The organism is Frankia sp. QA3, from assembly GCF_000262465.1.
Taxonomy (GTDB): domain Bacteria; phylum Actinomycetota; class Actinomycetes; order Frankiales; family Frankiaceae; genus Frankia.
Genome location: NZ_CM001489.1, coordinates 3475681 through 3495901, shown reverse-complemented (window position 1 = coordinate 3495901; position 20221 = coordinate 3475681). Strand labels below are relative to the sequence as shown.

19 protein-coding genes are annotated in these 20221 nt (G+C 73.7%); 9 read left to right on the top strand and 10 right to left on the bottom strand.

Translation table 11 applies throughout. From position 1 onward, the window contains the following. Window positions 1–134 precede the first annotated feature (134 nt). Window positions 135–1646 (top strand): LCP family protein, encoded by a 1512-nt coding sequence (locus tag FRAQA3DRAFT_RS14385; RefSeq protein ID WP_232292119.1) that lies wholly within the window; start codon window positions 135–137, stop codon window positions 1644–1646. A 450-nt stretch (window positions 1647–2096) separates the two neighbouring features. Here FRAQA3DRAFT_RS14385 and FRAQA3DRAFT_RS14375 read toward each other — a convergent pair whose 3' ends face one another. The 4 genes from FRAQA3DRAFT_RS14375 to FRAQA3DRAFT_RS14360 all read right to left on the bottom strand — a co-directional run bounded on the left by FRAQA3DRAFT_RS14375 (window position 2097) and on the right by FRAQA3DRAFT_RS14360 (window position 5774). Next, complete coding sequence (locus FRAQA3DRAFT_RS14375; RefSeq protein ID WP_009739760.1) at window positions 2097–3260, bottom strand: acyl-CoA dehydrogenase family protein; 1164 nt, start codon at window positions 3258–3260, stop codon at window positions 2097–2099. 79 nt (window positions 3261–3339) lie between these two features. Further along, entirely contained in the window at window positions 3340–4161 is an 822-nt protein-coding gene (locus tag FRAQA3DRAFT_RS14370) for a 3-hydroxybutyryl-CoA dehydrogenase (RefSeq protein WP_232292118.1), read from the bottom strand. 352 nt (window positions 4162–4513) lie between these two features. Further along, window positions 4514–5416 (bottom strand): AEC family transporter, encoded by a 903-nt coding sequence (locus tag FRAQA3DRAFT_RS14365; protein ID WP_009739758.1) that lies wholly within the window; start codon window positions 5414–5416, stop codon window positions 4514–4516. A 133-nt stretch (window positions 5417–5549) separates the two neighbouring features. Further along, entirely contained in the window at window positions 5550–5774 is a 225-nt protein-coding gene (locus tag FRAQA3DRAFT_RS14360; RefSeq protein WP_051054585.1) for a hypothetical protein, read from the bottom strand. Between the two features lie 218 nt (window positions 5775–5992). Between FRAQA3DRAFT_RS14360 and FRAQA3DRAFT_RS14355 the strand changes: the two genes are divergently transcribed. Further along, window positions 5993–7408, top strand: a complete 1416-nt coding sequence (locus FRAQA3DRAFT_RS14355; RefSeq protein WP_009739756.1) for an alkane 1-monooxygenase — start codon at window positions 5993–5995, stop codon at window positions 7406–7408. 420 nt (window positions 7409–7828) lie between these two features. Here the strand turns inward: FRAQA3DRAFT_RS14355 and FRAQA3DRAFT_RS14350 are convergent, their stop codons facing one another. From FRAQA3DRAFT_RS14350 to FRAQA3DRAFT_RS14340, 3 genes are all read right to left on the bottom strand, one after another. Continuing rightward, the gene (locus FRAQA3DRAFT_RS14350) at window positions 7829–8476 is read right to left on the bottom strand and encodes a hypothetical protein (RefSeq protein WP_009739755.1); all 648 of its coding nucleotides are present in this window, start codon (window positions 8474–8476) and stop codon (window positions 7829–7831) included. Window positions 8477–8542: 66 nt separating this feature from the next. Next, window positions 8543–8839 carry a hypothetical protein gene (locus FRAQA3DRAFT_RS14345; protein ID WP_035920999.1) on the bottom strand — a complete coding sequence of 99 codons (297 nt, stop codon included), beginning with the start codon at window positions 8837–8839 and terminating at the stop codon, window positions 8543–8545. A 505-nt stretch (window positions 8840–9344) separates the two neighbouring features. Next, window positions 9345–10076, bottom strand: coding sequence for a 1-acyl-sn-glycerol-3-phosphate acyltransferase (locus FRAQA3DRAFT_RS14340; RefSeq protein ID WP_009739754.1), 732 nt, complete (start codon window positions 10074–10076; stop codon window positions 9345–9347). 248 nt (window positions 10077–10324) lie between these two features. Here FRAQA3DRAFT_RS14340 and FRAQA3DRAFT_RS14335 point away from each other — a divergent pair, with 248 nt between their 5' ends. The 3 genes from FRAQA3DRAFT_RS14335 (at window position 10325) to FRAQA3DRAFT_RS14325 (ending at window position 13039) form a co-directional block, all read left to right on the top strand. Beyond that, entirely contained in the window at window positions 10325–11017 is a 693-nt protein-coding gene (locus FRAQA3DRAFT_RS14335) for a M50 family metallopeptidase (protein ID WP_009739753.1), read from the top strand. A 20-nt stretch (window positions 11018–11037) separates the two neighbouring features. Next, window positions 11038–12048, top strand: a complete 1011-nt coding sequence (locus tag FRAQA3DRAFT_RS14330) for an SOS response-associated peptidase (RefSeq protein ID WP_009739752.1) — start codon at window positions 11038–11040, stop codon at window positions 12046–12048. A 196-nt stretch (window positions 12049–12244) separates the two neighbouring features. Further along, complete coding sequence (locus FRAQA3DRAFT_RS14325; protein WP_009739751.1) at window positions 12245–13039, top strand: tyrosine-protein phosphatase; 795 nt, start codon at window positions 12245–12247, stop codon at window positions 13037–13039. Window positions 13040–13115: 76 nt separating this feature from the next. On the opposite strand, the gene FRAQA3DRAFT_RS14320 is transcribed toward FRAQA3DRAFT_RS14325, so the two are convergent. The 3 genes from FRAQA3DRAFT_RS14320 to FRAQA3DRAFT_RS14310 form a co-directional block, all read right to left on the bottom strand. Further along, window positions 13116–13679, bottom strand: a complete 564-nt coding sequence (locus FRAQA3DRAFT_RS14320) for an HdeD family acid-resistance protein (RefSeq protein ID WP_009739750.1) — start codon at window positions 13677–13679, stop codon at window positions 13116–13118. A 114-nt stretch (window positions 13680–13793) separates the two neighbouring features. Beyond that, complete coding sequence (locus FRAQA3DRAFT_RS14315) at window positions 13794–13988, bottom strand: ferredoxin (RefSeq protein WP_009739749.1); 195 nt, start codon at window positions 13986–13988, stop codon at window positions 13794–13796. A 126-nt stretch (window positions 13989–14114) separates the two neighbouring features. Beyond that, a complete protein-coding gene (locus FRAQA3DRAFT_RS14310; protein WP_009739748.1) occupies window positions 14115–14678 on the bottom strand; it encodes a YceI family protein in 564 nt (187 codons plus the stop codon). A gap of 671 nt (window positions 14679–15349) precedes the next feature. On the opposite strand from FRAQA3DRAFT_RS14310, the gene FRAQA3DRAFT_RS14300 reads away from it, so the two are divergent. The 4 genes from FRAQA3DRAFT_RS14300 to FRAQA3DRAFT_RS31570 are packed head-to-tail and all read left to right on the top strand — an operon-like array spanning window position 15350 to window position 20117. Beyond that, complete coding sequence (locus FRAQA3DRAFT_RS14300) at window positions 15350–16180, top strand: ComEA family DNA-binding protein (RefSeq protein WP_009739747.1); 831 nt, start codon at window positions 15350–15352, stop codon at window positions 16178–16180. Window positions 16181–16187: 7 nt separating this feature from the next. Continuing rightward, the gene (locus tag FRAQA3DRAFT_RS14295; RefSeq protein WP_009739746.1) at window positions 16188–18740 is read left to right on the top strand and encodes a ComEC/Rec2 family competence protein; all 2553 of its coding nucleotides are present in this window, start codon (window positions 16188–16190) and stop codon (window positions 18738–18740) included. Window position 18741: 1 nt separating this feature from the next. Next, window positions 18742–19752: a DNA polymerase III subunit delta gene (gene holA / locus FRAQA3DRAFT_RS14290; RefSeq protein ID WP_009739745.1), complete on the top strand. Its 1011-nt coding sequence runs from the start codon at window positions 18742–18744 to the stop codon at window positions 19750–19752. Beyond that, the gene (locus FRAQA3DRAFT_RS31570; protein ID WP_009739744.1) at window positions 19749–20117 is read left to right on the top strand and encodes a hypothetical protein; all 369 of its coding nucleotides are present in this window, start codon (window positions 19749–19751) and stop codon (window positions 20115–20117) included. The genes holA and FRAQA3DRAFT_RS31570 overlap by 4 nt, the downstream gene beginning before the upstream one ends. The last annotated feature ends 104 nt before the right edge of the window (window positions 20118–20221 follow it).

The window sequence follows — 20221 nt, the reverse complement described above, 5'->3', positions numbered from 1 at the left end:
ACGGTCACCGAACCGCCGCCGACGCGAGGCCGCCGGCCGGCGGTGCGGCGGTCGGCACCGGCGACGCCACGGCTCCGATCTACCGCGGGCCCTCGGCCACGTCCACCCGGCCCGTAGCGTCACCCTTGTCCGCGGTGCCGGGCGGGGCGGTCGCCGGCGGCTCCGGGGATCCGGCGGGTGGTTCGGGGGACCCGGGTGGCGGGCCCGGGGTCGAGCCGGACGCGCCGGGGCCGGGTCGCCGCCGCGGCCTGCGGGCGCGGATCACGCTGATCCTCGCGGCCGTGCTGAGCGTCGCCGTCCTCGCCGCCACGGTGTCGGGCTGGGTGGTCCTCACCGTCTACGATCACAAGATCGAGCGGGCGAGTATCGCCCTGCCGCACGTCGACGTCTCCCGGCCCCCGGCGGTGCCGACGGGGACGGAGAACTGGCTGCTCGTCGGCTCCGACGTGCGGACCGGCTCGGACGCCGCGAAGGTCGGCGGGGCCCGCTCGGACACGATGATGATCGCGCATCTGTCCGAGGACGGCACGACCCAGGTCGTCTCGATCCCGCGGGACCTCTACCTGCCGATCCCCGCCTACACCGACGGCGACGGCGGCACCCACCGCGCGCGTAGGGACCGGGTGAACAGCGCCTTCAACAGCGGCGGCCCGGCCCTGCTGGTCGCGACCCTGGAGCAGCTCACCGGGGTGCGTATCGACCACTACGCCGAGATCGACTTCGGCGGGTTCCAGCGGATGACGACCGCCATCGGCGGGGTCGACGTCTGCCTGACCGCCTCGCCTTACGTCGAGACCGTCACCCTGGACAACTTCCGGCGAGTCCACTCGACCAACCTCAACGACCCCAGCTCCGGGTTCGTCGGGCAGCCGGGCATCAACCACCTCGTCGGCGCGCAGGCCCTCGCCTTCGTCCGCCAGCGCCACGGCTTCATCGACGGCGACCTGTCCCGCATCCACCGCCAGCAGGCGTTCCTGGCCGCGGTGTTCCGCAAGGTGTCCTCAGGCGACGTGCTGCTGCGCCCCGCCAAGCTCGCCGCGTTCCTCGGGGCCGTCACCCGGTCGACGGTCCTCGACGACGCCACCGATCTCACCGACCTGCGTCGGCTCGCCGACCGGCTGCGCGGCATGGACAGCGGTGCGGTGACTTTCGCGACGATCCCGGTCACCGGGCAGGTCGTCCATCCGGCGTTCTACTTCCTCTACGATCCCGACGCAGTGCGTGCCTTCTTCGCCCGTACGATGGGTGACGACGACAGCGCGGTGGGTGCCGCGGGTGCCGGAGCGTCGCCGGGCGCCGGCGTTGATCCCCTCGTCTCGCCGGGCGCCACCCCGCAGCCCGGGGCGAGCCCCTCGGCCACCGTCCTTGCCGCCGGCATGGCTGGGGCCACCCCGACCGCCACCGCCTCCTCGGAGTCGTCGGCGTCGGCGTCGGCCGGAGCCTCGCGCGACTCGGGCCGGGTCAGCCTGGCGGGCTCCGGCCTCGTCGCCGCCGGGCCGTCCCTGCCGGGCGCGGCCGTCACCCCACAGATCACGACCCCGGGCACCGCGCTGAGCGCCGAGTCCGCCGAGCCGTCGGGAGCGACCGCGACGGCGAGCCCGGCGGCCGTGCCGACCACCACGGCCGTCGCCTCCTGCATCCACTGATCGCTGGCCGTCCCTGGCCGCCCCTGGGTCGTCCGCCGGCTTGGCTACACGGTTGGCTACGGTCGGCTGACCTGCTGGCCGGCGGCTCCACCTTCGTTGCTTCCGAGCGATTATCTGACTTCGCAGGCTGGCGCGGGTGGATGAAGCGGTGCGTGCCTCGAGGCACATACTGGCGGTGGTGTCGGCGGACTATCTTGCCGGGGACTACCCGGGCAGTCTCGCTCTGGCCCGGCACGCCCACCAGCGGTGGACCGTCCGCCTCGGTGAGGATCACCCGGACACTGTTGCCGTTCGTCGCGCTCCGGCCGACAGCGAGTCAGAGGATCTGTGATGGCCCGGGAGCGGTGGCGGTCGTCAAGGCGGGGTGGCCCTCAGTCGGGAACAGCCGGGAGTCTTCCGGACGGCATGGAGAGCGCGGATCATGGCTCTCGGCAGAGCAACGAGTCGCGGTCAGCCCGTGAGCAGCGCGCGGGACATGACCAGGCGCTGGATCTGGTTGGTGCCCTCGTAGATCTGGGTGATCTTGGCGTCGCGCATCATCCGCTCCACCGGGAAGTCGCGGGTGTAGCCTGCGCCGCCGAACAACTGCACCGCGTCGGTGGTGACCTCCATCGCCACGTCCGAGGCGAAGCACTTGGCGGCGGCGGAGACGAAGCCGAGGTTCGGCTCGCCGCGTTCGGCCCGGGCGGCCGAGACGTAGACCAGGTGCCGGGCCGCCTCGATCTTCATGCCCATGTCGGCGAGCATGAACTGGACGGCCTGGTTGTCGGCGATCGTCCGGCCGAACTGGCGGCGCTGTTTGACGTAGGCGATGGCGGCATCGAGGGCCCCCTGGGCGATGCCGATGGCCTGCGCGCCGATCGTGGGCCGGGTGTGGTCGAGGGTGGCGAGCGCCGTGCGCAGGCCGGTGCCCGGCTCGCCGATGATGCGGTCGGCGGGGATCGTGCAGCCGGTGAAGTGGATCTCCCGAGTGGGGGAGCCCTTGATGCCGAGCTTGCGTTCCTTCGAGCCGACCTCGAAGCCGGGGTCGTCGCGGTGCACGACGAAGGCGGAGATGCCGTCGACCTTCTTCTTCGCGTGCGGGTCGGTCACGGCCATCACGGTGTACCAGGCCGACACGCCGGCATTGGTGATCCAGGTCTTGGTGCCGTCGAGGACCCAGTGGTCGCCGTCGAGGCGGGCCCGGGTGCGCATCGAGGCGGTGTCGGAGCCCGCCTCCCGCTCGGAGAGCGCATAGGAGATCATCGCCTCACCACTGGCGAGGGAGGGCAGGACCAGGCGTTTGAGCTCCTCGGAACCGGCGAGGATGATCGGCATGCTGCCCAGCTTGTTCACCGCGGGGATCAGCGAGCTCGACGCGCAGACGCGGGCGATCTCCTCGATGACGATGCAGGTGGCCACCGAGTCCGCGCCCTGCCCGCCGTAGCTCTCCGGGACGTGCACCGCGGAGAACCCGGCCCGGTCGAGCGCCTCCTGCGCCTCCACCGGGAACCGCTCGTGCTCGTCGACGTCCGCGGCGAACGGCGCGATGTCCTTCTCGGCGAGCGTGCGCACCGCCTCACGCAGCGCGGCGTGCTCCTCGGCGAGCTGGTAGAGGCTGAAACTCGGATTCACAGCGGCCGCCTTGGTCGTCGGGATATTGGCTGGCGCGCGGGGATCAGGCCGCTTGTGCCGGATCGGCCGCCCGCTGGGGTCAGGTCGCGTAATTGTGGAAGCCGCGGCCGGTCTTCTTACCGAGCAGCCCGGCGTCGACCATGCGCATGAGCAGCGGGGGCGGCGAGTACAACGGCTCCTTGAACTCCTCGTACATCGACTCGGCCACCGCTTTGATGGTGTCGAGGCCGATCAGGTCGCACAGGCGCAGCGGGCCCATCGGGTGGGCGCAGCCGAGCACCATGCCGCGGTCGATGTCGTCCGCGACGGCGAAGCCGGACTCCAGCATGCGCACCGCGGCCAGCAGGTAGGGAACGAGCAGCGAGTTCACCACGAAGCCGGCCCGGTCCTTCGAGCGGATGACCTCCTTGCCGAGCCGCCCGGTGACGAAGCCCTCGGCGGCGGTCTCGGTCGCGGGCGCGGTCAGCAGCGACGGGACGATCTCGACGAGCTTCTGGACGGGCACCGGGTTGAAGAAGTGGATGCCGACGACCTGCTCCGGCCGGGACGTGGCCATGCCCAGCTTCATGATCGGAATGGACGAGGTGTTGGAGGCGAAGATCGCGTCCGGTCGCGCCACGACCTTGTCGAGAGCGCCGAAGATGTCCGCCTTGAGCTGCTCGTTCTCGGCGACCGCCTCGATCACGACGTCGCGGTCGGCGAAGTCACCGAGATCGCTGGTGAAGGTCAGCCGCGCGAGCACCGCGTCCCGGTCGGCCTCGGTCAGCTTGCCGCCGCGGACCCCGCGGTCCAGCGAGGAGGTCAGTCGCTTGCGCCCCGCGCTCAGGGCCGGCTCGTCGATCTCGCGGACGGCGACGTCCAGGCCGGCGCGGGCGGCGACCTCGGCGATGCCGGAGCCCATCAACCCGCACCCGATCACGCCCAGGCGGGTGAACGTCGACCCCGGCTCGCCCGCGGCGGCAGCCACCTCGTCGACGTAGTCCGCTGTCTGCACCGCATCCACCGAAGTCACTCCTCGCGATCGCCTGGTCCCGGAATCTGGTGGGGGACATCGACGGTGCCGGAACCGCGGCAGCCACGACCATCGACCACGCGGGCGCGACACGTCAACCGCGGGCGGCGCGCGACGGATCCCGGCCCGCTTCCACGAGGCGTCAGGTGGCTCGGGCGACGACTCCGGACACCACTTCCGTGTCCGCGTCCAGCCTAGTCGGTGCGCTTGTTCCGCTCATCAGATTGAACGTCGGCCCAGGTCAGGACTTCAGCAGCAGCGACCAGACCGGCAGCGTGGCGAACGACAGCGGCACCCCGACCCCCACCAGCAGGCTGGGCAGCGGGGTGGCGAGGTCGTGCCGGGCGGCGATGAGCGCGCCGGCGACCATCGGTGGCATCGCCGCCTCGAACAGCGCGATCGTCACGTCGTGGTCGCCGAGCGTCCCGGTCAGCGCGTAGACCCCCACCACCAGCGCGGGGGCGACGACCAGCTTCACGCCGAGGCCGAGCGCCAGCTCGCGCCACCACTGCCGGACGGCCCGCACCTCCAGCTGCATGCCGATCGAGAACAGCGCGAGCGGGGTGAGGGTCGCGCCGAGCGAGTCCAGCGCCGAATCCAGCCAGCCGGGGAAGGCCACCGGCCGCAGTGCCAGCGCGGTCACCAGGGCGAGCAGCGCCGGCGCGGTCAGGACGCGGCGCGCCAGCTCCGCGCGCGGCAGCGACGCCCCGGCGATGATCGTGACGGCGCCGAGCACCACGGTGTTCAGCAGCAGGAACGAGCCGAGCTGGTCGACGAGCACGGCGATGGGCACCGACGACGCCCCGAAGAAGACCGTGACCATCGGGAAGCCGACGAAGCTGGTGTTGGCCACCGCCGTCGCGGCGACCAGGGCCATCACCGTCTGGCGGGACAGCCGCATCGGCCGCGCCGCGAGCAGGTACAGCGCCGTGGACAGGACGAACAGCAGGTAGGGCGCGGCCACCACGAGCGCGAGGTTGCCCGGGAAGTTCACGTCATGCATGGCGCGCAGGACGAGCGCCGGCAGCGCGATGTCGAGCAGCCAGATGTTGACGACCGCCGCGGCCTGCGCGGGCAGCCGCCGCCGGCGGCGGACCACGATGCCCGCGACCAGGCCGACGAGCAGGACGACCAGGGCGGACATCCGGCCATAGTGGCAGTTGACATCACCCGTGCAGGGCCGCACGTGGGCCAGCCCACGTCCCCGGCCCGCCCGCGCGGCGAGGCCGACCGGGTGGGCGGCCGGGGCCGGCCCGCCGGCCGGGCAGGTCAGCCGGTCAGCGGGTGCGCTCCGCCTGGCGCCGGCGCACCCGGCGCACCCGGCGCAGCAGCCGGGGCAGCGCGATGTTCGCGGCGAACAGCGCCGCCGCGAGCAGGTAGTTGCCGTCGCCCAGCCGCTCCTGGCCGGGCAGGGGCAGCAGTGTGTAGGTGATCAGGACGAGGGCGGCCAGCAGCAGCGTGCCCACCATCATCCCGCCGATCCAGGGTGGCGAGTCGCTCATCGACCGTGACCGCCGGCCCGCCGGCCGGGAACGCGCACCGTCCGTCACCACTGGCGAGTTACTCCTCACGGGTCTGTTGTGGCCGAAATCCTGTTGTCATTGTGGATGACGGATGGCAGATTGGCGGATCAGTTCTGCCGAACCGTCGGATGCCCGTTTCGTGCCTGCATTGGCCCGATCGGTGACCTGCCGGTCGGCCCGGCGGATCGGAGGTGCCGGTGGCGGCTCCCGTGCTCACCGCGCCCGGCGGGATCGCCTGGCGTGACGGTAAACGCTATATGTGGCTGACCGCCATCATCGTGCCCCTGCTCGCCATCGTGGGCTATGGACTGTGGCACCGCACGGGTCTCGGGGTGCATTGGTGGATCACCCCGTTGTTCGTCTTCGTCCTCGTCCCGCTGCTCGACATCTCCACGCCGGCGGATTCGGTCAATCCCCCGGAGGAGATCCGGGCCGCCCTCGAAGCGGATCGTTTCTACCGTCGGTGCACCTACCTCTACCTGCCGTTGGCCGGCATCGGTCTGGTCCTCGGCGCCGCGGCCTGGGCGGGGGGCGAGCTGTCGCCGGCTTCCCGGATCGGCGCGGTGGTCTCGGTCGGCACGGTGACCGGCGTGGGCATCACCACGGCGCACGAACTGGGCCACAAACGGGGGCGGCTAGAACGGTGGCTGGCGCGGCTGATGCTCGCGCCCACCTGCTACGGCCACTTCTACGTCGAGCACAACCGGGGTCACCACGTGCGGGTCGCGACGTCGGCCGACCCGGCCAGCGCCCGCCTCGGGGAGAGCTTCTGGCGGTTCTGGCCGCGCACCGTCGTGGGCAGCCTGCGGTCGGCCTGGTCGCTGGAGAGCCGCCGGCTGCGCCTGCGCGGCGCGCGAGTGGTGTCCCTGCGCAACGAGGTGCTGCTCGGCTGGCTGCTCACCGCCGTCCTGTTCGGCTCGCTTGCCGCCGCCTTCGGGCCGTCGGTGCTCGTCTTCCTCGCCGCGCAGGCGGTGTTCGGGTTCACCCTGCTCGAAGGCGTCAACTACATCGAGCATTACGGGCTCGCGCGGGCCCACACCCCCGAGGGACGCTACGAGCCCGTCACCCCGCGGCACAGCTGGAACAGCGACGCGGTGACCAGCAACCTGGCGCTCTACCAGCTGCAGCGGCACAGCGACCATCACGCCCATCCCACCCGGCGCTATCAGGTCCTGCGTTCGTTCGAGGAGTCGCCGCAACTGCCGGCGGGGTACGCCACGCTGCTGCTCGCGGCGTACCTGCCCCCGGTGTGGTTCCGGCTGATGGACGATCGCGTCGTCGCGCACTACGGCGGTGACCTGTGCCGGGCGAACGTGCATCCGCCGCGGCGCCGCGCCCTGCAGGCCCGCTACCGGGCTTACCGGATCCCGTCCCACATCGCGCCCGCCGGCGCGGTTCGCGCCCGGGACGGTGCCGCCGGGATGGGCGTCCGGGACGGTTCCCCGCCGGAGGCCGACCGGGACGGGGCTGCCGCCGGCGGTCGGGAGTCGGTGGGGGCCTTCGCGGTGGAATTGGCGGCGCCGTTCGGTTCCGCGGAGGCCCGGGTCACGTCCCGTGCCACCGGCGACGCAGACCCGGCCGAGGCGGGGCCGCGGGACTCCCCTCGATCGTAGGCGAGCAGATCCTGGCAGAGGTCGCGGTAGCCGCGCAGCGCCATGCGCAGCTCCTCCGTCGACGGCTCGCCGCGGGAGCGCCACGCCTCGCGCAGGCCGCTGCGCTGCGCCTCGATCCGATCCTGCAGGGCGCGCATCGCCTCGTCGACCAGACGGTCGGCCTGTTCGACGGCGGCCCGCGGGTCGTCGACGAAGCCGAGCAGGATCTCCCGCCACCGGTCGCCCTCCCGACCCGGGCCGGGCCGGGGATCCGCCGCGGGGCGGCGGTCGTGCCTGATGCCGTCGAGGCTCATGTCGGTCCTTCCTGTCGTGCTGCGAGGGGGCCGGGCCGAGGGCGGCGTGGGGCCGCCGGGGCGGTGACTGCGGAGGTCACCCCGGCCGGGAGACGGGCGTTGCCGGACGATCCCGCGGCCGCGGGGCTCACGCATCCCGCTTACCGGGCGTGGCCGCGAGGCCGGCGGCGGGCCGGTCTTGCCGGTCCCGTTGGTCGCCCGCGGCACCGGCCTGGTTGCCGGACCCGGCGTCGCTCCCGACCAGCTGGTTGAACACCTCGCGGTAGCGCACGAAGGCCGAGCGCAGGCTCTCGGTGTCCCGTCGGCCCGCAGCACCGTTCCCGTCCGGCTTGGCCGTGGTCCGCTGGTGTGCCTCCCGGTAGCCGGCGACGACGCGGGGATGGTCGGCGGACAGCAGCTCGGCGCGCTCGGTGAAACTGCCGACCGGATATCCCCGGGCCCGCATCACCTCGCCGACGAGGGCATCCGCCAGGCTGGTCGCCTCGGCGGGGTCGTCCACGAAACGGGTCTGCAGCGTCTCCCAGCGGGCCTTATAAGTCGCCCGGTCAGCCTGGGTCAACGGGTTGATGGTGAGCGCGTCGCGCCGGTCGGCGATCTGTCTGAGCTGGCGTTCCGCCGATCGCCGGTCCGCGTGCTCGGCGAGCGCGCGGTCGTACTCGGGGCCGAATCGCCGTTGTAGCCCCGCCCGTCGAGTGTCACGCTGCCCGAGGAGCATGACGCTTCCGAGGATGGCCACGGCGCAGATCACCAGTAAAATCCAGCTTACGGTGAGCAAGGGTAAACCTCCGCCTGACGTCCCTCTTTCGCCTCATGATCCGCCCGGTCGGGTACCCAGGTCCCTTCACGGTAAACGCGGCGAATGCGTAACCGGGCGTCCCAGCGCCCCGATAGTGCCGTCGAGGACGTTCTGAGGGGTGGCGTTCGGGCTCGCCGCGTTCCAGGCCAGGGCCGTCTCGGCGATCCGGCGGACCTGGATGCCCACCTCCTCCTCGGCCGCGCGCCGGCCGCGGTCGAGGCCGGCGAACATGGCCGCGGGGTCGATCCCTCGCCGGGCCTGGGTCCAGGGGGTGATGGTGATCTCGGCGTACCGCACCCGCTGACCGGCCAGGCGCAGCGCCGTGCCATGGGCGAGCGACACACAATGGTTCTCGTCCCCGGGGATATTCACACCGCCGACCACAGTCGTCTACCCGCCCGGGCGCGGGCGCACCACCGCGCACATCCGCGCGGCGATCAGCGGGACCAGGGGAGAACGGCCTGGCGGGCGGGCGGGCGAACGTCCCGATCGTTCTCCGGCTGGACCGGCCCTCGACGTGGCCTGGGCGGTCGGGCTCGCAGGCACCGATTCCGCAGGTCCGGGCGGATTCCAGCCGGACGTGCAGATCGACCTTGGGGAGCGCGTCGACGAACATCTCCTCGTCGCCGATTTCGAACACCTCGGTCACCGCATCACGCCCCGCCGCCGCTGTGCCCGGGGGTGCCGACCCCGAATGCCTTGACCCGACATTTCCGGATGCACTTGCCGGAGGTCAAGGAAACTGGCGAGGAGCTGTCAGCCTCGGGCGATTCGGCGGGGCGCAGCGCGCGCCCGATTATGGCTGCGTGCCGGTCAGGCCTGCGTGCCGGTCAGGCCTGCGCGACGGTCACGCCTCCGGGTCGTCCGCCTTGGCGGACTGCGGCGGGGCAGAGCCGCCGAGGTGCGCGGGCAGCCACCAGTCAGGCTCGCCGGGCGCGGGACGCGGATAGCGCCGCTGCGCCTCGTCGAGGAGCTCGGTCATCACCTTGTGCAGGACGTCCGTCCCCGTCCGGCGGTCCGCGAGCTCGGCCGGGGGCACCGGCCTGCCCACGGTGATGGTGACCGGGGTGCCGATCGCGTCCCGGAGCTTGAACGGATGTCCCTTGGTCAGGATCCGCTGGCTGCCCCAAAGGATCACCGGGATCACCGGGACGTTCGTGTGCGTCGCCATCCGCGCCGCACCGGACTTGAACGAGGCCAGGCAGTAGCTCGGGCTGATAGTCGCCTCGGGGAAGACCCCGACGAACTCGCCGGCGCGCAACGCCTTCAGCGCGTCCCGCAGCGACGCGGCCCCGGCCTGCCGGTCGACCGGGATGTGGTGCATCCCGCGCATCAGCGGGCCGGAGATTCGGTGGTCGAAGACCTCCTTCTTGGCCATGAAGCGGATGAGCCGCCGCTGGGCGGTCCAGAACGGCAGAACGGCGAGAGCGAAGTCGAGATAGGAGACATGGTTGATCAGGACTATGCCGCCCCCGGAGGCGGGGATGTTCTCCGCACCCCGCACGTCAAGCTGCAGGCGCAGCGCGCCGAGCAGCCCCCTCGCCACGGTGATAACCGGCCGGTAGACGTATTCCGCCACGACGGGCCACTCCTCAGCTTGTCCTCGCGGTCTCCCCCGGGCACTCAAACGCGTTCCCGACCCTACCGCCGCCCCCCGACCGCGGGGGCGCCCTACAGGGGGGTGCTCGCCCTTTCGAGGACCCCCGCCGGCACCTTCGCGTTCCCCCAGGCCCAGGATCGATGATGTCCGAACGGACGCCGGCGCTGGTTCGGGGCCAACGGTCACGTATCGGGAGAGACGGTCGCGTATCGGGAGAGAGGGGCCGGATGGAGATCCTGCGGCGCAGCATTGAGGCGCAACCGGCGCCGCCGCAGTGGGTGCTGGCCGTCGCCGCCGTCCTCGCGGCCGTGACGGTGCTCAGCGATCGACTGTGGCCCGTCGCTCGGCACGTGATCACGATTGCGCATGAGGGTGGGCACGCCCTGGCCGCGGTCGCGAGCGGCCGCCGCCTGGCCGGCGTGCGCCTGCACTCGGACACCTCCGGGGTCACCGTCTCCTCCGGCCGACCGACCGGCCCCGGGGTGATCGCCACGGTGGCCGCCGGCTACCCCACGCCCTCTCTGATCGGACTCGGCGCCGCCGCCCTGCTGGCCACCGGCCGCACCAGCCTGGTGCTCCAGCTCTGCGTGGCGATGCTGCTCGCGATGCTCGTCGTGATCCGTAACGGCTTCGGGGCGATGTCGCTGCTGGTCAGCACCGCCGCGATCCTGGCGGTCTCCTGGTTCGCGCCGCCGACCGCGCGCGCCGGGTTCGCCGCCTACGTCGCCTGCTTCCTGCTGCTCGGGGCGCTGCGGCCGGTGGTCGAGGTGCAGCGGCAGCGCCGGCGCCGCCGGGCGAGGGATTCGGATCCGGACCAGCTCGCCCGGTTGACCGGGCTGCCGCCGGGGTTCTGGGTGGGCCTGTTCGGCCTGACGGGGCTTGCCTGCCTCGCCGGCGGGGGCGGACTGCTGTTCGGCTGAGCGCTGGGCGTCGCCGGGAAATGTCGGACCCGGCTGCCACACTGGACGGCATGTGCGGCCGCTACACACAGAAGCTGAAGACCGACGACCTGGTCGCCGCCATGTCCGCCCGCGACGGGACGGGCAGCGGGGTGGCGGAGAGCTACAACGTCGCTCCCACGTCGACGATGCCGATCGTCGTCGCGGAGCCGTCTGAGGCCGGCGGCGGATCGGGTGGCGCAGCCGGCGAGCGCTCGGGTGGCCCGGCGGGTGGCGAGCGGCCGGGCACGGCGCCCGCCGGCCGGGTCCTGAGGCTGGCCACCTGGGGCCTGGTGCCGTCCTGGGCCAAGGACCGCGCCATCGGCGCCAAAATGATCAATGCTCGGGCGGAGACGGTGGCGACCAAGCCGGCGTTCCGCGCGGCCTTCGCGGCGCGGCGCTGCCTCGTGCCCGCCACCGGCTTCTACGAGTGGTTCCATCCGGGCGGCGGATCCCGGCGCGGGCAGCCGTTCTATATCTACCCGGCGGGCCATCCGGCGACCGGGGGGATCTTCGCCTTCGCCGGCCTCTACGAGGTGTGGCGCAAGGGGGACGCGCCGCTGGTGACCTTTACGATCCTCACCACCGCGGCGGCCGAGGGCCTGGCGTTCCTGCACGACCGCTCGCCGGTGATCCTGCCCGCGGCGGCCTGGGACCGGTGGATCGATCCGGCGAGCGACCCGGCCGCGCTCGCCCCGCTGCTGCGCCCGGCGCCGGCGGGGGTGCTCGCCGCGCATCCGGTGGACGCGGCGGTGGGCAACGTCCGGAACAAGGATCCACATCTGACCGACCCGGTCGACCTCGATCCGGCGGTGGCGGAGGCATTGGCGCTGGCCGGCGGGCCCACGGCGGCGGCGTTCGGCGCCCCCGCCGGCGGGGGCGCCGCCGCGAGCGGCCCAGGGGAGTCAGCCGGGGCGCGGCCGGCCGGCGGCGCCGTGGACCTGTCGCTGTTCGAGCGCGATCCGGCCGAGCCGGTGCCCGGCGGCGACGCCGCCGCCCGCGGCGGGCGGTGAGCGGGCGAACGCATCGTGCGATTGCGGGTTCATCCGGCGGAAATCCGCGAGGATGGGGGACGCCGCCGGCGGCGGTGTCACGGGCAGACGGGCCCGGTGTCCAGGTCCGATGGGTCCCGGGCCGGCCGCGGTCCCGCCCGTCCGGCGCCGACCGGCAATGACGGTAACCAGGCAGGCACGGCCGGAGGAGAACCCGATGACGTCTCTCACCGATCCGACCGAGGCGGCGGGCGCCGGTTCCGCCCCGCCGTTGGAGGCGCCGGCGCCGCCGGACGTCGCCGGGCTGGTCAACCTCCGTGACGTCGGGGGTATGACGACCGCGGATGGCCGGCGCACCCGCCCCGGCGTGCTCTACCGCAGCGAGATGCCCAAGGTCGGGGACCGCCCGCCGCCCGCGTCGACGACCTGGCCGCCGCGCACGGTAATCGACCTGCGCTCGGCCGTCGAGCGCGGGCCCGATCCGCATCCGCTCGCCGCTCTCGGCGCCGAGATCAGGGTGTTCCCGCTGCTCGGCGATGACGCGGCACCCGGCCGGCACACCGTCGCCTCGGGCGCGATGGAGGCCGGTCTGCAGGCGCTGTATGTGGCGATGGTGGAGCATGCCGCTCCGCAGCTCGCCGGGATCGTCGACGTCGTCGCCGAGGCGCCGGGCCCGGTGCTCGTGCACTGCGCGGCGGGCAAGGACCGCACCGGCGTCACGATCGCCGTGCTGCTGCGCCTCGCCGGCGTCGTCGAGCGGGACGTCCTCGACGACTATGCCGCCACTGAGCAGAACATGCGCGGCGTGATCAAGCGACTCAAGGGGCACGCGCTGCTGCCCGGCGTGAGCGACCCGGAACGGGGCCGGGAGCTGGTCAAGACGTCGGTCGCCGCCGCGGAGGCGGTGATCGCCACGACCGATGCTCATCCCGGCGGCGTGGTCGGCTGGGTCCGTGATCACGGCGCCCGCGAGGACTCGATCCGCCGCTGGCGCGAGCGCATCCTCGCCTGAGCGGGTCCGGCAACCGACGTCTGGTGGCTCCCCGCCGGCGGCCGGGCGGGCCGACCGCCGGCAGCCACCAGACGCGTCAGGCCCGCGTGCGCGGCCGCAGCGCCAGCCCCAGAGCGATCTCGGTGACCCCGGTGACGACGAGCTGAATCCCGAAGATCACCGCGAGCGCCACGATCGTCGCGTCCGGCCAGGCGAGGGCCAGCACACCCAGCACCACGCTGACGGCCGCCAGCGCGTAGCTGGGCACCGCACCGTGGCCACCGACCTCACGCGACTGCGACGCCCGGGTCACGAGCGCCCTCACGACGCCGGTGATGATCAGGATGGCGCCGACGAGCAGCGCCAGCACCCGCAGCGTCACCCCCGGCCACATCAGCACGACGATGCCGCCGAGGATGAGCAGGATCCCGAAGAAGGCGGTGCCCGCGGAGTTCTCGGCCCTGGCGGCCGCGATCGTCTCGCCGATCCCGGACAGGACCAGGGCCACCCCGGCGAGCACGGCCAGGGTGCCGGCCGTCGCGAACGGATTGAAGATCAGCAGAAGTCCCAGCACCGTGACGGCCAGGCCGAGGACGAGCAGCGCCGGCCACAGGGCACTGGGCGTCTGCCGTTGTCGCTGCTGCCGGTAGATCGTCGCCATGTAGGCACCTCCTGTGCCGACCCGCACCACGCGTGCGGATCCGCACCGAGTTCCTACCCGGTGCGGGTCCGGCCGCACCGGGCGGTGGCATCTGGCGGTCGGCAGCCGGACCCGTCAGCCGTCGCTGATGCTGATCGCCTCCGTCGGGCAGGAGTCAGCCGCCTCCTGAAGGTCGTCCCACCGCGCGTCGTCCGGCTCCTCGTTCAGCAGGTAGAGGTAGCCGTCGTCCCGGATCTCGAAGACGTCCGGAACGAGCTGGACACACGTGCCGCTGCTGGCACAGCGGTCGAAGTCGACGGTCACACGCATCGGCGCACCTCCCGTGGTGCTCCCAGAATGTCGGCGTCGCGTGGACCTTACCGCTGGGCCCGGCGGAGAAACAGAAGCGTCACCGCCGCAGGCCACAGTGGCAACGCGGCCGATCCCGGCGGGCCGTCAGGACGCCTTGATCGCGGAGATGTCCAGTTCGACCTTGACCTTGTCGCTGATGAGGACGCCGCCCGTCTCCAGCACCGCGTTGAACGTCAGGCCGAAGTCCTTGCGGTTCAGCGTCGTGGTGCCGGTGAAGCCGGCCCGGATGTTGCCGAACGGGTCCTTGGAGCTGCCCTCGAAGGTGATGTCGATGTCGACCGGGTGAGTGACGCCGCGGATCGTCAGATCGCCGGTGAGCACGTACTCGTCGTCGCCCTTGCCGGCGACCGCCCCGGTGCTGACGAAGGCGATCGTCGGGTAGGTCGCGACGTCGAGCAGGTCGGCGGACTTCACGTGGCCGTCGCGGTCCGGCACGCCCGTGTTGAACGAGTCGGTCTGGATCGTCACGGTGGCGGTGGACGCGGTGGGCTCGGCGCCGTCCAGGTGCAGGGTGCCCTCGACGGCGGTGAACTGCCCCCGCACGGTCGTGACCATGGCATGCCGCGCGGCGAAGCCGATGCGCGAGTGGGCGGGGTCGATCGTCCACGTGCCGGTCAGGTCGGTCAGGACGGTGGTAGGCGTGGTCATCGCATCCTCCAGAGGGTGGCGCCGGAGGCGTCGATCGCCCGGCGACGGAGTGGTTTGCCATGGTTGAGCGGTTGGTAGGTCCCGCGGGTGCGCTGGATGGTTGCGCGCGCAACTTACCAGCTCGGGTCAACGTCCCGGGACGGGACATATTCCGGCAAGCCGCCTGCTGATCTGTGACGACCGTAACAAGATCTCGATCGTTCGCCCAGGGATCCAGGCCGATCTGTGGACAACGGACCGTTGTCCACAGATCGCCATCCGACGCGGCAGGGCGCCTGCACATCGATCTACGGTTCGGCCATGGCCACAACCACCCCCAGTCCCGGGTGCCCGTCCCCGCCCACACGCTCTGCGATGCGGCCCGCCGACCCGCTCCCGCCCAATCCGGTCCCATCCCCGTCCGCAGGCGAGCCGCCTCCGCTGGTCGGGGTGCGCGAGGGCGTCTTCGCCGACGACGAGGAGTGGCTCGACGCCGGCGACGAGACCACCGCCCTGGGATGGGTCGACCGCGGCGCCGGCGCCGGCGACGGACAACCCACCGCGCATCGCACCCAGGGCGGCGTCGTCGCCGGGAGCGCCGCCCACCTGGACGCGCGTCCCGGGACGGGGCCACGGCGGGTCGTCCGGCGCCGCGGCCAGGTCCGCCGCCGGGGCTTCGCGGCGCGCCGGTCATGGACGACGTGCCGGGGTGGGCGGGGCGCGGATCCCCGGCGGCGGGCGGCTGGCATGCGGCCCGCGAGCGGCTGGCGCAACGGTTCCCGATCAGCCTGCGCGGCGTGGTGACGGCACCGGCCGCGAGCGCGACGCTGGTCCTGGCGCTGGTCGCGCTCGCCGCCGCGCTCCTGGCGACCTGGTTCGCCTGGCAGCATCGGCCGATGTCGGTCGCCGCGCCGGCCGTCCGATCCTCGGCGATGGTCGCGGCGCCGAGCGCGACCGCGGACGGCGTTTCCGCCCGCGCCGGGACGGATGCCGGCCAGGCCGCCGCGGCGGGCGGAGCCGCTGGCGTCGCGGCCACCGCGGCCCGCACGGGCGCCGCCGGCGAGGTGGTGGTCGACGTCGCCGGCCGGGTGACGCGGCCCGGTGTGGTCCGGCTTCCTGCCGGGTCGCGGGTGGTCGATGCGATCGACCGGGTCGGGGGAGTGCTTGCAGGTACGGACACCACCGGCATCGGGCTCGCACGGGTGCTGGTCGACGGTGAACAGATCCTCGTCGACGGCCGCCCCGGGCCGCCGCCCGCCGCGGTCGGCCCGGCGCCGGCCGCGGACGCTACCGCCGCCGGCGGTAGCGGTGGCGGTGGCGGCGCGCAGAACGGTCCGGTCGATCTCAACAGCGCCAGCACCGACCAGCTCGACGGCCTGCCCGGAGTCGGTCCGGTGCTGGCCGGACGCATCGTGCAGTGGCGCACCGAGCACGGACCCTTCCGCTCCGCGGAACAGCTCGCGGAGGTCACCGGCCTCGGCGACAAGCGGCTGGCGGACCTGCTGCCTCTGGTGAAGGTTTGACGCGCCGATGGTCGCCGTCGGCATGGAGACCGGCCTCGCGCTGCCCCAGCGGTCGTCGTCCGCGGCGCAGCCGGCCGACGCCCGGCTGGTCGCGCCCGCGCTGGCGGCCTGGGTCGGTACGGCGGTCGCGGTCCGCTGGGCGCTGCCGGATGCCGCGCTCGTCCTCGCCGCCGCGGCAGTCCTGACGGTGCCGGCGGCCCTGCTGGCCCGGGCCCGCAGCGTGCGCCGCCGCCGTGCCGGCAGCGGGCACACCGCGTCGCCGTCGCCGTTCGACGGCGACGCCCTGCCCCCGTCTGTCGCGGTGGTCCTGACAGCCGTGGTGTTTCTCGCCGTCGGAGTGCTCGCCGGCGGGCTGGCGACGCGTCCCGGCGACACGGGCCCGCTCGCCGACCTGGTGCGGCGGGGGGCGTCGATGACCGCCCGGGCCGTGGTCACGGACGATCCGCGGCCAGCCGCCACGGCCGCACCCGCATTCGGTCCGCCGACGGCCGCCGCCACGACCTTCGTCGTGCCCGTCCGGTTGGAGAGGGTCGCCGCCGGGCCCGTCGTGGTGCGGCTGCGCGCCACGGCCATCCTGCTCGGGCGGGGCGCCGGCTGGCGTGGTCTGCTGCCCAGCCAGCACCTGGACGTCGTGGGCCGGTTCGCCGTTCCCCGGGCCGGCGACACCGTCGCGGCAGTTGTGCTGGCCACCGGAGCGCCGCGCCCGCAGGGGGAACCCGACGCGGTGCAGCGCTTCGCCGGGCGGCTGCGGGCCGGCCTGCGCGATGCCGCCGCCGGTCTGCCCGAACCGCGACGCGGCCTGCTGCCGGCGCTCGTCGTCGGGGACGTCTCCGGGCTTGACGAGGGCCTGCGCGCCGACTTCCGCCGGGCCGGGATGTCGCACCTGACCGCCGTCTCCGGCGGCAATGTCGTCGTCGTGACCGCGTCCGCCCTGGTCGTCGCGGCATGGGGGCGGCGCGGTCTGCGAGGGCGGGCGGCGGCCGGCGCGGCCGCGCTGCTCGGGTTCGTCGTCCTCGCCCGACCCTCCGCCAGCGTCCTGCGCGCCGCCGTGATGGGGCTCATCGGACTGGCGGCGTTCGCTGCCGGCCGGCCCCGGGCGGTCCTGCCGGCCCTCGCCGCGAGCGTCACCGCGCTCGTCCTGGCGCAGCCCGCGCTCGCGGTCTCCGTCGGCTTCGCGCTGTCCGTCCAGGCCACCGCCGGAATGATCATCTTTGCGGCGGGCTGGCACGCCGTCCTGGCGCGGCGCCTGCCCGACCGGCTCGCCGAGGTGCTCGCGGTCGCGGCGGCCGCCCAGCTCGCCTGCACGCCGGTGCTGGCGTGGATCGGCGGGGGCCTGAGCCTGGTCGCGATCCCCGCGAACGTCCTGGCCGTGGCGGCGGTGCCCGCGGCGACCGTGCTGGGCGTTCTGGTCCTGATCGTCGCCCCCGTGTCGCCGCCGCTTGCCCGGATGCTGGCTCACGTGGCGGACCTGCCCTGCTGGTGGTTGGTGACGGTCGCGCGCGGGTGCGCAGACCTCCCGGCGGCCACTGTCGGCTGGCCCGCCGGGGTCCTGGGGGCCGTCACGGCGGCGCTGGCCGTGATCGTCGCGGTGGCGGCGCTGCGCCGCCGGTGGGGGCGCCGGGTGGCCGCTGCGGCCGTCGTCGGCCTGCTCCTGGCGCGCTGCGCCGTCGTCGAGCGGATCGCCCCGTGGCCACCCGTCGGCTGGCGACTGGTGGCCTGCGACGTCGGGCAGGGCGATGCGCTGGTGCTGTCGGCCGGGCCCGGCAGCGCGGTGCTGGTCGACGCCGGACCCGATCCGGACCTGCTTGCCCGTTGCCTCGACGAGCTCGGTGTGCACCGGCTGCCCATGATCGTCCTGAGTCATCTGCACGCGGATCACGTCGACGGGCTTCCCGGCGTGCTCGGCCGGCTGCCGGTGGGGGAGGTGCTGGTTGGCCCGTTGCGGGAGCCGGCGGGCCAGTGGCGTTCGGTCCGGCGATGGGTAGACCGGGCCCGCGTGCCGCTGCGCACCATCGGAGCCGGCGCGTGGGGCGGGGTAGGCGCGGTCTGCTGGACGGTGCTGGCGCCCCGGACCGTCCTGCACGGCACGGACAGCGATCCCAACAATGACAGCCTCGTCCTGTCCGCGCGTGTCGGCGCGGCGACCATCCTGCTCACCGGGGATGTCGAGGCAACCGCCCAACGGCTGTCGCTCGGCCATCCGCAGGACCGCGCCGGACTGCGGGCGGACGTCCTCAAGGTCCCTCACCACGGGTCCGCCGACCAGGACCCCGGCTTCCTCGCGGCGAGCGGGGCCCGCTTCGCGCTGATCAGCGTCGGAACGGGCAACGACTACGGCCATCCGGCGGCATCGACCCTGCGCACGCTGCAACGGGCCGGGATGGCCGTAGCCCGGACCGACCGCGACGGGGCCCTGGCCGTGGTCGCGCCCGGGGCCGGCCAGCCCGGTCGGCCCGGTCAGCGGTGCCCCGGGCCCGGGGCGGATCCGTCGGCCCGGCTCGCCGCGCCGGACCGAGCTCCGGTCTCGGTGGTGCGCCGCCGGTCCGGGGACGGATCGTGACATGCTCACCCGCGTGCCAGCTTCTCCAGCGCCCCCGCTCGTCCTCGTGACCGGCGACGAGGACCTGCTCGTGGGTCGAGCCGTCCGCGAGGTTCTCGACGCGGCCCGAGCCCGTGATCCCGAGGTGGAGATCGTGGACCGGGCGGCCGCCGAGCTCACCGAGGCAGATGTGGTGGACCTCGGTGCCACCTCGATGTTCGGCGGGGGCCGGGCGGTCGTCGTCCGTGGGGTGCAGGACCTCGGGGAGGAGCTGCGCGACGCGTTGCTGGACTACATCAGCCATCCCCTCGACGACGTCGTCCTGGTGCTCGTGCACAGCGGCGCGGTGAAGAACCGCAAGCTGGCCGACGCCATGAAGGCGGCGGGGGCCCGCGTCGTGTCAGCCGCGAAAATCACCAAGCCGCGGGACCGGCACGACTTCGTGGTCGCCGAGGTCCGCCGGCTCGGCGGGCGGATCAGCGACGGCGCCGTGCGGGCCCTGCTCGATGCCGTCGGTGGCGATCTGCGTGAGCTCGCCGCCGTGTGCGACCAGCTCGTCGCCGACACCGACGGCGGCGTGCTGGACGAGGCCGCGGTGGCCAGGTTTCACCGGGGGCGCGCCGAGGCCAGCGGGTTCGCCGTCGCCGACGCGATCATCGGAGGTGACCTGCCGCAGGCGCTGACGCTGCTGCGCCAGGCGATCGAAGGGGGGACCGCGGCCGTGCTGATCTCCAGCGCCGTCGCCGGCGGTCTGCGGGACCTCGCGAGGGTGTCCTCGGCCGGCCCAGGATCGAAGTGGGACCTCGCCCGCGCGCTCGGCATGCCCGACTGGAAGGTCGAGAAGGCACAGCGTTCCGCGCGCGCCTGGTCCGATCCGGGCCTGGGGCTCGCGCTGCGTGCGTCGGCGACGGCGGACGCCGGCGTGAAGGGGGCGTCGGTCGACGCGGGCTATGCGCTGGAGAAGCTCCTGCGCGAGGTGGCCGCCGCGCGGGCCTTTCCCCGGGACCGGGCACACCGCGGTGGGCGTCGATGACCGGGCCGCAATCGCCGCAGCCGGGTGGGCCGTTCCCGTCGCGCGCCGCGGGTGGCCGGCCCGGGCCGGCCCAGGGGCACGAGGCCGGGGACGCCGTCGATCCGGATGCGCCGCCCCCGGGCGGCTGGTTCGGGCTGCGGGTCCTGCCCGCCGGCTGGATGCGCGGGCTGCTCATGATCGTCACAGTGCTGGCCACGGTGGTCGTCGCGCTGGGGGATCTGGCGAGCGCCTGGGTGGTGCTCGTCCTGCCGGTGGCGGTCGCCGCGATGATCGCCTATCACGAGGTGCTCGAACGGCTGGTCCGTCCGGAGGACACCGGTCCGGCGGCTTCGCGGAAGCCGCCGGGCGACCCGGCCATGCGCTAGGCACCGGGGGCGGTGCGCACCCGCCGGGCGCATGCACGGCGGCGGGCGGCTTGGGTCGCGGGCAGCGAATGAAGCGAGGCCTGCGGACGACGCCGGCACGCAGA